Source organism: Secundilactobacillus oryzae JCM 18671 (assembly GCF_000740055.1).
GTDB lineage: Bacteria > Bacillota > Bacilli > Lactobacillales > Lactobacillaceae > Secundilactobacillus > Secundilactobacillus oryzae.
Genome location: NZ_BBJM01000001.1, coordinates 26,058 through 38,872 on the forward strand (window position 1 = coordinate 26,058; position 12,815 = coordinate 38,872).

At 42.7% G+C, this 12,815-nt stretch carries 16 protein-coding genes; 1 reads left to right on the plus strand and 15 read right to left on the minus strand.

The features are described 5' to 3' along the window. Window position 1: 1 nt before the first annotated feature. Window positions 2-616: a guanylate kinase gene (gmk, locus tag LOSG293_RS00125; RefSeq protein WP_034525572.1), complete on the minus strand. Its 615-nt coding sequence runs from the start codon at window positions 614-616 to the stop codon at window positions 2-4. A 176-nt stretch (window positions 617-792) separates the two neighbouring features. On the opposite strand from gmk, the gene LOSG293_RS00130 reads away from it, so the two are divergent. Then, a complete protein-coding gene (locus LOSG293_RS00130) occupies window positions 793-1,116 on the plus strand; it encodes a hypothetical protein (RefSeq protein WP_034525573.1) in 324 nt (107 codons plus the stop codon). A 92-nt stretch (window positions 1,117-1,208) separates the two neighbouring features. Here LOSG293_RS00130 and LOSG293_RS00135 read toward each other — a convergent pair whose 3' ends face one another. The 14 genes from LOSG293_RS00135 to efp all read right to left on the minus strand — a co-directional run bounded on the left by LOSG293_RS00135 (window position 1,209) and on the right by efp (window position 12,757). Then, entirely contained in the window at window positions 1,209-1,871 is a 663-nt protein-coding gene (locus LOSG293_RS00135) for an ABC transporter permease (protein ID WP_034525575.1), read from the minus strand. After that, entirely contained in the window at window positions 1,871-2,803 is a 933-nt protein-coding gene (locus LOSG293_RS00140; RefSeq protein ID WP_152551054.1) for an osmoprotectant ABC transporter substrate-binding protein, read from the minus strand. The genes LOSG293_RS00135 and LOSG293_RS00140 overlap by 1 nt, the downstream gene beginning before the upstream one ends. A gap of 13 nt (window positions 2,804-2,816) precedes the next feature. Next, window positions 2,817-3,446 carry an ABC transporter permease gene (locus LOSG293_RS00145; RefSeq protein ID WP_034525578.1) on the minus strand — a complete coding sequence of 210 codons (630 nt, stop codon included), beginning with the start codon at window positions 3,444-3,446 and terminating at the stop codon, window positions 2,817-2,819. Then, complete coding sequence (locus LOSG293_RS00150; protein WP_034525833.1) at window positions 3,443-4,615, minus strand: betaine/proline/choline family ABC transporter ATP-binding protein; 1,173 nt, start codon at window positions 4,613-4,615, stop codon at window positions 3,443-3,445. The genes LOSG293_RS00145 and LOSG293_RS00150 overlap by 4 nt, the downstream gene beginning before the upstream one ends. Before the next feature lie 93 nt (window positions 4,616-4,708). Beyond that, window positions 4,709-6,406: a DNA repair protein RecN gene (gene recN / locus LOSG293_RS00155; protein WP_034525584.1), complete on the minus strand. Its 1,698-nt coding sequence runs from the start codon at window positions 6,404-6,406 to the stop codon at window positions 4,709-4,711. A gap of 72 nt (window positions 6,407-6,478) precedes the next feature. Continuing rightward, complete coding sequence (locus LOSG293_RS00160) at window positions 6,479-6,931, minus strand: arginine repressor (RefSeq protein ID WP_034525586.1); 453 nt, start codon at window positions 6,929-6,931, stop codon at window positions 6,479-6,481. 88 nt (window positions 6,932-7,019) lie between these two features. Further along, complete coding sequence (locus tag LOSG293_RS00165) at window positions 7,020-7,835, minus strand: TlyA family RNA methyltransferase (protein ID WP_034525588.1); 816 nt, start codon at window positions 7,833-7,835, stop codon at window positions 7,020-7,022. 1 nt (window position 7,836) lies between these two features. Continuing rightward, window positions 7,837-8,733, minus strand: a complete 897-nt coding sequence (locus tag LOSG293_RS00170; protein WP_051907109.1) for a polyprenyl synthetase family protein — start codon at window positions 8,731-8,733, stop codon at window positions 7,837-7,839. After that, complete coding sequence (locus LOSG293_RS00175; protein ID WP_034525594.1) at window positions 8,726-8,980, minus strand: exodeoxyribonuclease VII small subunit; 255 nt, start codon at window positions 8,978-8,980, stop codon at window positions 8,726-8,728. Before LOSG293_RS00175 ends, LOSG293_RS00170 begins: the two co-directional genes overlap by 8 nt. A gap of 2 nt (window positions 8,981-8,982) precedes the next feature. Then, the gene (gene xseA / locus LOSG293_RS00180) at window positions 8,983-10,335 is read right to left on the minus strand and encodes an exodeoxyribonuclease VII large subunit (RefSeq protein ID WP_034525835.1); all 1,353 of its coding nucleotides are present in this window, start codon (window positions 10,333-10,335) and stop codon (window positions 8,983-8,985) included. Continuing rightward, on the minus strand, window positions 10,319-11,182 hold the full coding sequence (gene folD / locus LOSG293_RS00185) for a bifunctional methylenetetrahydrofolate dehydrogenase/methenyltetrahydrofolate cyclohydrolase FolD (RefSeq protein ID WP_034525597.1): 864 nt from the start codon (window positions 11,180-11,182) through the stop codon (window positions 10,319-10,321). The genes xseA and folD overlap by 17 nt, the downstream gene beginning before the upstream one ends. Before the next feature lie 116 nt (window positions 11,183-11,298). Continuing rightward, entirely contained in the window at window positions 11,299-11,721 is a 423-nt protein-coding gene (gene nusB / locus LOSG293_RS00190; RefSeq protein ID WP_034525600.1) for a transcription antitermination factor NusB, read from the minus strand. Then, window positions 11,718-12,158 (minus strand): Asp23/Gls24 family envelope stress response protein, encoded by a 441-nt coding sequence (locus tag LOSG293_RS00195; protein ID WP_034525603.1) that lies wholly within the window; start codon window positions 12,156-12,158, stop codon window positions 11,718-11,720. The genes nusB and LOSG293_RS00195 overlap by 4 nt, the downstream gene beginning before the upstream one ends. Window positions 12,159-12,196: 38 nt before the next feature. Further along, the gene (gene efp, locus LOSG293_RS00200) at window positions 12,197-12,757 is read right to left on the minus strand and encodes an elongation factor P (RefSeq protein ID WP_034525605.1); all 561 of its coding nucleotides are present in this window, start codon (window positions 12,755-12,757) and stop codon (window positions 12,197-12,199) included. Between the last annotated feature and the right edge of the window lie 58 nt (window positions 12,758-12,815).

The following is a 12,815-nucleotide window of genomic DNA, read 5'->3' on the forward strand; positions in this document are numbered from 1 at the left end:
ATTAATCGTCTCCTAACATTTCTTCATATTCTGGCATTACGCGAGTAACACGTAACCGTTCACTCTTAATAATAGAACGGATCCGTTCTACTGCGTTTTGAACTTCATCATTTACAACTGCGTAATCATAATTACGCATCATTCGAATTTCGCCAACAGCCGTTTTGATTCGCTTCTCGATAATATCCATGTCATCAGTACCACGACCCACTAGCCGATGCTTTAATTCGCCTAAATCTGGTGGGGTCAAGAAAACAAAAACGGCATCAGGACAGTTAGCTCGGACCTGCATAGCTCCGTTTACTTCAATCTCTAAGAAGACATCTTTACCTGAGTCTAAAGTCGCGTTGACATAATCAATTGGTGTGCCATAGTAATTATAAACGTACTTTGCGTACTCCAACATCTTACCATTCTGAATATTGTCTTCAAATTGTTCCTTAGAAACGAAAAAGTAATCGATTCCGTCACGTTCGCCTTCACGAGGTGAACGGGTCGTCATTGAAATTGAATATTGAAAGTCTGTGTCCCCAGCGTCGAATAAGGCTTTTCGAACAGTTCCCTTACCAACGCCAGAAGGTCCAGAGAGTACAATTAACATCCCACGTTTTACCATTTAGCTTGAATCCCCTTTAAGGTTATAATAATCCATTTTGCCTCTTTTTCACAGTTTCTGCAACCCATTAATGATGGAATCTCAGACGGATTTCATTTTTTTTGGAAAAAGGTGTTGCAATTCTGAACGTTTGTTCGTATAATAAAAACACAAACAAACGTTCGAGGTGATAGTTAATGACTGCTCAACTAACAGCAATTAAAAATTTAACAGATCAAATTACAAGTCGTTATCAACAATTTTTCAACGTCACTGTCCAAGATTACCTTTTAGAAAAACAAACAAAAATGCCCGAATTTCAAAGAGAACTCTTTGTTAAAGAAGCTATCCGAAATCGCAAAGCTGTCACTATTCAAATTGACAAGCAAGACGATGAAGTTGAAGTGGTTACGGGAATGCTAACAAATGGCCCGCACCACCAACTACTCATTCAAAATCCGAGTTCAAACCTAACTAAGCTTATTTTTAGAAACAAGATTCGTTACATTTCTGCGCTATAGTCACCTACCTAATTAAAAAGCTGAAGATTAATTGCTCCACAATTAAAGCATTGCACTTTAATTCATGGAGAAACATTAATCCTCAGCTTTTTTTATGCTGTTTTTCGTTTAACTGGATCAAGCTTCTTTTCAAAGAAAGCGAGCACCATATCGGCAATAATAGCCATTAGGGCAGTCGGTAAAGCACCAGCCAAGATAATGGCGCCTCCGTTCGTGGCGTTACTTCCCCGAATGATAATATCACCAAGGCCACCTGCACCGACGAAAGAGCCGATAGCGGTAATTCCGATACCAAGGACCAACGCATTTCGAATGCCGGCCATGATAACTGACATGGACAATGGCAATTCCACCATGTAAAGGAGCTGCCAACTGGTCATCCCCATCCCAGTTCCAGAATCGAGGACATCAGGGTCAACATTAGTCATCCCGGTATAGGTGTTCTTAATGATTGGCAATAAGGCGTATAGGAATACCGTTGTAATAACCGTATTGACACCAAGGCCGAGCCCTAACATCAAAATCGACAGCATCGCCAGTGATGGAATCGTTTGGATGACGTTTGCTAAACCGATTACTGCAGGACTCATTTTTCGATGTCGTGCAGTCCAAATACCAACCGGAATTCCAATAATCGCCGCAAAGATAACGCCATAAATAGCAATCAAAAAGGTGCGATTAAATTGACTCAAGATGTAAAGACCATTGTGGGTAAAGTAGTACCCAAGTTGTTCAAATAAGTCCATCCCCTTCATCATTTATCACTCCCTTCGAAGTAATTGTGCTGTTTAAGATATTCGTTAGCAACCGCTTGAGGTTCAGCCAGACCATCATCAACCTCATAGTTCAGTCGCTGCATGGTCTTCAACGAGATTTTACCCACCATACGCTGAATGATTGGTCTTAGCTCGGGGTGCTTCTTTAAAATGGCGTTTGTCGCCACTGGGGAAGCATCGTAAGGTGGAAAGAATTGTTTATCATCCTTCAAGATTTTCAGGTCATAGCTACCAATTCGGCCATCAGTAGAATAACCTAAAACTGCATCCATTTTACCGGCCTGCAAGGCATCGTAGACTAAACCGATTTGCATGGGATAGACTTTTCCAAAACTAATGTTGTACTGTTCCTTAAAGCCCGGGTAGCCATCCCCTTTTCTGTTCATCCAAATTTGATCAATACCAACAGTCATCTTCGGCGCAATCTTTTTCAGATCACTAACTGTCTTGAGATTGTGTTTTTTAGCATATTCCTGGGTGACCATAAAAGCATACGTATCCGCAAAACCATAATTCTTGAAATAGTGCATCTGGTACCGATCGTTAAATTCCTGTTCAACTTTCTTTGTTACAACTGCCGGATCTTTTTCAGCGTTATTACCCAGCACCGTCGTTAAATCGGTCCCGTTATACCGAATCGCTGAGATGTCCGCATCGCCACGCTTCATGGCGTTCAGCGTCACTGCTGCGGAACCCAAGTTGTTGATAATTTCTACTTTAAGGTTTGAATCATGTTCGATGAGCCCCTTCATCATGTACGCCATGATTTGTTGCTCCGTCGTACTCATTGAGGCAACCTTAATGGTCTGTTTTTCATTCCCACCCAAACCAGGAAAACCACATCCCGATAAAATGAGTAAGAGGCTTAAGGGCAGGACAAGTAGTTTAAACAAGCTCTTCAAAATCTTCAAACGGCTCACCTCCTCAATCACTGACAGTCTTTGGCGTGACGAGCGATTCTACCTTGCCTAGTAAATAATCAGTTAACAAGGCCAGTAAAATCACCGGAATGGAACCTCCCAAGATAAGGCTGGTCTGGTATAGGTTTAACCCGTTAAAGATGAAATCACCTAAACCACCAGCGCCAATATAGGAAGCTAATGCCGCCCAAGCAATGACGTAAGTTGCAGACAATCGAACACCGGACATGATGACAGGTGCCGCCATTGGTAGTTCCACATTTAGAATGGATTGGGTGTTAGTCATCCCCATTCCCTTTGCAGCATCCTTTAGCGTGTCGTTAACGTTCATCATACCAAGATAGGTATTCCGTAAAATTGGTAAAAGTGAATAAATGAAGAGGGCCACAACTGCTGGCTTAACCCCAATCCCAAAAATTGGAATCATTAAGGCTAAGAGCGCCATTGCGGGAACCGTCTGCAGGACACTCGCAATCCCCATAATCGTAGCAGCACCACGTTTAACACGCGTCAACAAAATCCCGAGTGGCACCGCAACAATCGTTCCCAGCAACAAGGCTAACCCTGAAATATAAATATGTTGCCAGATTTTGAGAACCAGCTGACTACCGTATTGTTGAAAGAATGTCATCATGATTGATCACCACTTTCAGAGTTGTCGTCTTGATGGGCCTCACTTTCGCCATTTTCATGTTGCTCGCCATAAAGTGCATCGTAAACAATATCAACCAAAGCCGCTCTGGTCACAATGCCGACCAACCGGTTATCTTGGTCAACTACTGGGATGTTCTTAAATCCGCGCTTTAAAATTCGACCAACGGTGTCCCGAATCAATGAATCCGATGGCACTGAAAAAATGTCAGTATCCATGATATCGCTAACGCTAGTCGCAGTATTAAAGGAATAATCCACGCTTTCAACGTCAATGCGACCCTTCAAAATCCCCGCATCATCGGTCACTAATAAGGAATCCACTCGTTTGTCATGCATCAACTGAATAGCTTGAATCAACGATTTTCCGGGGGTAATTGAGACCGGGTTCTTGAGCATAATTTGCCCAACGGTCGTAATACTTGGACGCGCTTGAATTAACCGGTCCTTACCAATCAGTTCCTTCACGAAGTCATCCTTAGGGTGGCGCATGATGTTATCAGGGGTATCGACCTGAACTTCTTCTCCGTGGCTCATGATGACAATCCGAGTCGCGAGGCGCAACGCTTCATCCATATCATGAGTGACAAAGATAAAGGTTTTCCCTAATCGTTCCTGCAAATCTTTGACTAATTGTTGGAGCGAGTCTCTTGTAATCGGGTCTAACGCGCCAAACGGTTCATCCATTAAAATAATGTCCTGATCCGCTGCTAATGCACGAACAACTCCGATTCGTTGCTGTTGTCCACCAGAGAGCTCTGAAGGATAACGATCCAACATCTCCTCTGGTAGCTCAACTAGTTTGATCATTTCTTTGGCACGTTCGTTACGTTTTTCTTCTGACCATTTGAGTAACTTCGGTACCACCGTGATGTTGTCACGAATGGTCATATGTGGCATCAACCCAATATTTTGAATCACATAGCCGATTTTACGGCGGAGTTTCACTGGGTCCATCTTACTAATATCGTCACCATTAATCTCAATTGTGCCTTCAGTTTGATTCAGCATTCGGTTAATCATTCGCATGACAGTCGTCTTTCCCGATCCTGACGTTCCAATCAAACAAATGAATTCACCCTTATCCACTTCCAAGTTAAAATTGGCCAGCGCAATTTTACCGCCGGGATAAGTTTTCGATAAATTCGACATCTTTAATAGCAAACCACATCACTCCAATCAGCCAATATTGTTCAACCGTTAACATCATTATATCAGCATTCTTAATTAAGCCATAACAATAAGCTATTTGGATTTTGCTTCTTCGCCCAATTTAAGGAGTTCTTCTGCATGCTCTTTAGCTAATTTGGTAATTTCTGAACCCGCAAGCATCCGGGCAATTTCGTCAATTCGTTTCTTGTCTGACAACTTTGTTAAGCTCGTTTCAGTCCGGCCATCTGCTACTTTTTTAGCAATGAAGAAATGATGATCGCTCATGGCCGCAACTTGAGGTAAATGGGTAATACATAAAACTTGAGATTCACGTGAAATATCGCTAATTTTCTCGGCAATGGCTTGCGCAACTCGACCAGAAACGCCGGTGTCAACCTCATCGAAAATAATCGATGTTACCCCTTGCGTTCTGGAGAAAATCATCTTTAGTGCCAACATAATCCGCGAAAGTTCACCACCAGAGGCAATTTTGGCCAATGGCAACATATCCTCACCCGGATTAGGTTGAATATAAAACTCGAGTTGGTCAATACCGTTATGGAAGAACGTATTCTCCTTGGGTTCAGTAAACCGCACTTCGAAAACCGTTTTTTCCATGTAAAGATCCGCTAATTGTTGATGAATCGCCTTCACCAATGATTTAGCCGATTGCTCTCGAATCTTAGAAAGCGCTAATCCTTTTTGCCATAATTGTGTCTGTTGTTCCGCTAACTGGGCCTCAACATCTGAGTCGTTTAGCTCGTTTGCTTCCATCTCAGCCAATTCAGCAGAAATTTTATCGTAATAACTGATTACTTGAGCTTCTGAATCCCCATACTTATGTTTTAACTCCTGAATGGTTTCCAACCGCTTTTCGATTTCGTTAAGCCGATCATCATCCCATTCTAAAAGGTCGATTTGCCGTGAGATACCTTGCGACGCATCTTGGAGCGCATAAAAAGCTGAGTTAATGTTCTCCGAGAGTTCCTTGAAATCGTTGCCAAGGTCCTCAATGGACGCCATGGCGTTCATCGCTTCACCGACTGAATCCAGGGCACCGGTCAATTCATCATCACCATCTAGTGCCACAAAACTGTGGTTTAACGCCTCGTTAATTTTTTGAAAGTTATTCAACCGATCCCGTTCGGTGCTTAATTTTTCTTCTTCACCATCTTGAAGTTGTGCTTCACCAATCTCATTAACTTGGAACTTCAGCATATCTAAATGCTGAGCCCACTCTTTTTCGTTGGCTCGCTTATTTTCCACCGTTTTTTTCAACTTCATATAAGCAGTATAGCTGGTTTGATAATCAGCCAATTGCTTATTCAATTTATCGTGAGCGTACTCATCCAACATTTTAATGTGTTTATCGGGTTGCATGAGTTCTTGATGCTCATTTTGGCCGTGAATATCGACTAGTGTTTCACCAATACGCTTCAACGTTTGAATATTCACCAGCATACTGTTCACCCGACAGACATTTCTACCGTTGCGATGAATTTCCCGCTGTAAAATAATTTCTTGACCATCGTGATCAATGCCCAACTCATCCAATAATTGATAAGTGACATTACCTTTTGGTGCAATAAACGCGCCCTGTAATACCGCTTTTTCTGCTCCAGTTCGAATAAAATGCTGCGAGCCGCGTCCACCTGCAAGTAAGCCAACCGCATCAATAATGATGGATTTTCCGGCCCCGGTTTCACCGGTTAACACCGTCATACCTTGATCGAACTCAACTTCCAGTTGTTCGATAATGGCAAAGTTTCTGATTGATAATGCTTGAATCAAGCTAAGTCCTCCATTCTATAAGGCCAAATGACAGAAAGAGGCCAGATCTCTCAAAGACCTGACCACCCACATTTAAGCTAATAAAGATTCGATAATTTCTTGATATCTGGCCGCCCCGTCTTCACTCTTACAAATGGTAAATACGGTATTGTCATCACCAATTGTGCCAAATACAAAGTCATAATTCATTTGGTCAATCAACGCTGCAATCGCAGGACCGTTTCCAGGGAGTACCTTCAAAAACGCACTCTTTTCCTGCACAGAGAATGAAACAAACGCATCTTTCAGCGTTCGTTTGAGTTTCTTTTCGGTATCCAGTTTCTTTTGAACGGGCATGGCGTAGTGATAGCCACCCGCAGCAGAAGGTACCTTGACCAATTGCATTTCTTTAATGTCCCGGGAAATTGTGGCTTGAGTCACTTCAATATCCCGTTCCGCTAGTAAATCAACAAAATCTTCTTGGCGTTCAACATCTTGATTGGTAAGTAATTGTTTAATCAATTTTTGACGATCCTGCTTTTTCACATGACCATCCCTTCCGCTTTTATACTATTTACATCCATGTTAACCCATTTAGTATTCGTTTAAAAGCGGTTTTTATGCTCCTAAATAATTAATTATTCAGTTGTGCATAGGCGTTTTCAAGGACATCGTCAACGGAAACCTCAATTGCAATTTTAGGATTGGCTTCAACTGATTTCAAATGGATTAAAAATTCAATATTACCTTCACCACCTTTGATAGGTGAGAAGTCCAGATTGAGTACGCTATAGTTCAGTGAAATAGCCAAGTTAACAATCTTTTCAATCACTTGGCGATGAACCTTCACGTCCTTCACGATGCCGTGCTTGCCGACGTTTTCACGTCCAGCTTCGAATTGTGGCTTAATCAAGGCCACAACTTCACCACCAGGAACCAAAATCTCCTTAAGTGGCGGTAAAATGAGGCTCAGTGAAATGAAGGACACATCAATTGAAGCAAATTCTGGCTGACCTTCAGTAAAATCAGCCACCTTACTATAACGAAAATTCGTATGCTCCATAACGACGACCCGTTCGTCTTGTCGCAGTTTCCAAACGAGTTGGTTACTACCAACATCGAGCGCATAAGAGCGCTTGGCGCCATTTTGCAACATCACATCAGTAAAGCCCCCAGTAGAAGACCCAATATCTAAAACGACCTTATCTGTCACATCAATGTGAAAGGCATTTAAAGCTTTTTCGAGCTTCAGACCACCACGACTCACATACGGCATCACGTGACCTTTAATATGTAATTCCGTATCAACCGGAATTTTCACGCCTGGCTTATCGAGGCGCTCTTCATTTTTACCAAGCACTTCGCCCGCCATAACGGCTCTTTTAGCTTGCTCTCGAGTATCGAACAAACCCTGTTCAACTAACAATACGTCAACTCGTTGTTTTTCCATGCTATTCTCCATCCGTATCAAAGTAACTAAAGAAGCTTGCTAGGAGCTTCCAATCGTCACTTGGCAACTCATCTAGTGCTTGTCGACCAGTTGTAATGGCCGTTTTTAATGCTGCATAGGCACCGTCTAACCCCAATAACGCCGGGTAAGTATTCTTGTGCTGGGCTTCATCAACATGCAAATGTTTACCCAGCTTCGTTTCATCACCAACCACGTCATTAATATCATCAAAAATTTGAAATGCAAGACCAAACGCATCCGCAAACCGAAGCAAGGCATTTTTTTGTGTAGCGCTCATATCTGTCAAAAGACACCCGGCTTCGACTGCGTAATGAATTAGTGCACCGGTTTTGCGTTGATGAAGCTGTTTTAATTCAGCAAGATCGTAATTTTGGTCAACACCTAATATATCATCCGTTTGCCCCGCAATCATCCCTGCCGGACCTGCAGCATTCGCAAGTGCACGAACTAATTGAATGCGTTTTTCGGCTGATAAACTTGTTGTACTCAACCAATCAAATGCCAAAGTCAACAAACCATCTCCAGCCAAGGTTGCCACGCCCGCCCCAAATTTAACGTGATTCGTCGGCATTCCTCGACGCAGGTCATCATTGTCCATAGCTGGCAAATCGTCATGAATTAGGGAATAGGTATGAAGCAACTCAAGGCTTCCAGCCACAGCCAAAACATCGTCGTCCAATACCAATCCTGCAGACTGGACGACTGCTAAAATCAGGAGTGGTCGTAACCGTTTACCACCAGCCATCACGGAATAAGTCATCGATTGGGCTAGAACCGGTTGCGCACTACTCTTGGCTAATCGTTTAGCTAAGTAGTCATTTAATTGCGGTAGTTGCACTTGTTCAAATTTTGTTAAAAGCTGATGTTCACTAAGCATTTGGCTCATCACCAGCTTGCGTTTCAAAAGCTTGTTCTTTACCGTCCTCACTCATTAGCTTAGCAAGTGTTTGGTCCGCGTTTTCAAGTGTTTTTTGAAGTTCTTTACTCAACGTAATTCCTTTTTGAAATTGATCTAAGGCGCTTTCTAATGGCACATCACCTTGTTCAAGACTATTCACAATTTGCTCCAAATTAGTTAGTTTCTCTTCGAAAGATGGCGTTGCGTTGTCCGTTTTTTCTGTCATGGTTATTGTTCTCCTTTTTCTATCGTGACTTTGTTGATGGTTGCTTCGGCCTGACCATCGACTAAATGGAGGGTTACCGTCTGATTTGTGGCTAGCTGTGCTGCACTCTGAATGACTTTACCTTCCTCAGTTAAGTAACTATACCCTCGGGTCATTGTTCTTAAGGGACTTAAAGCGTCTAAACGACTAACTGTTTCTTCAAACGTCCGTTGCTTATTTGCCGTTAGGACTTGCATCGCTCGCAACTGGCGTGCCTTCATTTCATTAACCCGTTGCTGTCCTTGCTTGACTATTGTCACTGGATTTTGAGCTACCAGTCGCTGATGCGTCAAAGAGGTTCGATGGTTAATCCCATCTAATCTGGCTTTCATAGCACGAACAGCTCGATCTGTTAACAAATCAACGTTTTGACTATAACCTTGATAGAGTCGTTCAGGTTGCTGGAAAATGTAAGAACCTTTGAGTTTGTTCACCCGTTGTTGCTCATAAGCGATCCGATTCTGAACGACACTCATTAATCGCGCCCGATCTTTAAGCACGTTGGCAATGACCTCGCTCAGGACCGGAACTGCTAACTCAGCAGCGGCAGTCGGTGTAGCGGCCCTCATATCCGCTACTAAATCAGCAATCGTGGTGTCCGTTTCGTGACCAACCGACGAAATAACGGGCACCCGACTATCAAAAATAGCCCGAGCCAATCGTTCTTCGTTAAACGGCCACAAATCCTCAATTGAGCCTCCACCTCGACCGACAATCATCGTATCGAAATCCCCCATCTCGTTAATTCGGTTGATTTGCTTAACGATGTCATCAGCAGCGTCATTTCCCTGAACAATTGCCGGAAACAAAACGATTTGAGCAATAGGATACCGTCTTCTTGTTGTCGTAATAATATCTCGAATGACTGCTCCACTCGGGCTCGTCACGACTGCGATTCGTTTAGGAAATTTAGGAATTAACTGCTTTGGAGCTGAAAAAAGTCCCTCTGCAGAGAGCTTTTTTTTAAGTTGCTCGTAGGCCTGGTAAAATTGGCCCACACCATCAGGTTCCATATGATCAATGTAAATTTGATAGTTCCCGGTCTGTTCATAAAGTGAAATCCGACCAGTCACCAGGACCTTCATGCCTTCTTCGGGTTCAAACTTGATTCGTTCAAATGCCGAGCGAAACATAATAGCACTTATTTTGGCGTGATCATCCTTGATACTAAAGTATTGATGCGCATTTTTTCGTAACCGGAAGTTTGACATTTCACCAGTTAAATAAACCTTATTCAAATAAGGATCGACATCGAATTTTCGTTTTAAGTACTGGGTCAGCGCAGTGACCGTTAAATAATCATTTGCCACGACTATCACTCCATTTGGCTAATTCAACTGTTTGTTGCATCAGGGTAGCAATTGTCATCGGCCCAACACCGCCGGGAACGGGCGTAATAGCGCCCGCCACTTCTTGTACCTGATCAAAATCGACATCGCCAGTTAACTTGCCCTCAGCGTCACGGTCCATTCCGACGTCAATAACAGTAGCACCAGGCTTTACGTCCGTTTTTTTAATTAAGTGTGTAACCCCTGTCGCTACCACTAGAATATCAGCTCGACGAGTAAAGTCACTTAAATTTTGAGTAAATCGATGAGTTAAAGTCACGGTGGCATCGGCATTGTTCAACAACGCTGCCATTGGGCGACCAACAATATTTGAACGACCGACAACGACCGCTTCCTTGCCAGCTACTTCAATATGATACTTTTCCAACATTGTCATAATACCCTTTGGTGTACAAGCTACGGGATAATCCAAATTGGTATTGGCGTATAGCTTACCAACATTCAAGGGATGGAAGCCATCAACATCCTTAGTGGGTAAGATTGCCCGAACCACTTTGGGCTCGGCGATGTGTTTGGGTAGCGGAGATTGAACCAAGATGCCGTGAATACTTGGATCAGCATTGAACTGTTCAACCACTCCAATTAGTTCCGCCTCGGAAATGGTAGCTGGCAATTCGCGAACAATTGAATGAATGCCTAACTGTTCGGCTTTCTTACGTTTACTTCTCACATAAATTTGACTGGCGGGATCTTCTCCTACGATGACGACGGCCAATCCTGGCGTCACACCTTCTTGTTGCAGAGCCAAAACAGCTTGTTTGGTTTGCTCGTTGAGCTCTTTGGCTAGTTGTTTACCATCTATCAAAATTGCCATATTATTGACCGCCTCGTTTAGAATTATAGTTACAATTTTAGCATAGTCCCGGAATGCAATACAGTTATGCACGACAGAAAAAAAGTTTCCACACAAATGTGTAGAAACTTTTAAAGTTACTTAGCTGAATCAATTGTATGAGACAGAACACCATTCACAAAACGGCGCGAACGATCATCGCTAAATCGTTTAGTTAATTCAAGAGCTTCATTCACAGCAACTGTGTTTGGTACCTCTTCTTCGAATTTAACTTCGTAAAAAGCGATTCTTAAAATAATAAGGTCTGTCTTAGCAATTCGGTTGAGTGACCAGCCTTCGGAAAGGTACTGGGTAATCTCCTCGTCTAAGTCAGCTTGATGTTCTTGAACACCATCAACAAGCGTATTTAAGTAATCTGGTACAATTGCCATTTCGCCTTCATCTGGCTTCAGTAATTGCTCATAAATTGCCTGCTTGTCGCCTTCTTTATTAGCGTTCAACGCAAATAATGTTTGAAATGCACGTTCACGAATCTGGTGACGCGTTAATTCTTCACTCACTTAGCCTCACCATTTTCCTTTTCATCATCGTCAAAAAGATGGTTAGGATCCACACCTGTATCTGCTTTTTCAGGAATGACACCTTCAACATGCACATTAACGGCACGTAGCTTGAGATCAGTCATGAATAGTAACCGTTCCTTAACGTTTTCTTGGATGGCCATAGCAACTTTCGGCACAGTCGCACCATAGTTTAAATAAACATAGACGTCGACATCAAGTTCGTCATCCACAAATGCCAACTTCACGCCTTTACCATGTTCTTTACGACCAAACAATTCATTCACGCTATTGGCGAACGAACCTCGCATGCGGGCAACACCATCAACATCAGTTGCAGCGATGCCAGCAATAATTTCTAGTACCTGGGGTGCTAGCTCGATTTGGCCAAGTGCTGGTTCATCGGTCTGTAAGATAATATTCGTATCTTCTGCCATTGCATTTGCCTCCTTTTTAACAGTTAGGTAACTGTTAATTATGCGCGAGCAATATAAGTGCCATCTTGCGTGTTGATTGAAAGCTTATCGCCTTCGTTAACAAAGAATGGCACTTGAACAACCAATCCAGTATCCATGGTAGCAGGCTTTGAGCCACCAGAAGCAGTGCTTCCCTTGATACCTGGTTCTGTTGCAGCAACCGTCAAAACAACCGTGTTAGGAATTTCAACACCAATCGTTTCAGTTCCGTATTGCACAACACTAACTTCCATGTTTTCTTGAAGATAGTTTAATTCATCTTTAATTTGAGTATCCGGAATGGTGATTTGTTCGTAGTTATCCGTATCCATGAACACGTGGTCAGTACCATCAGCATACAAGTATTGCATCTTACGTGTGTTGATAGGTGCTTGTTCCATCTTAGCACCGGCACGGAAAGTCTTTTCTTGAACGGCACCCGTCCGTAGGTTCTTTAGCTTAGAACGCACGAAAGCGCCACCCTTACCAGGTTTAACGTGTTGGAATTCAATGATTCTCCAAATTGCGTTATCAACCTCGATTGTTAATCCATTTTTAAAATCAGCTGTAGAAATAGCCATAATTTTTCCTCCTAAAATATGTCCCTTATATCATAGCAATTGTTTCACCTAAATTGCA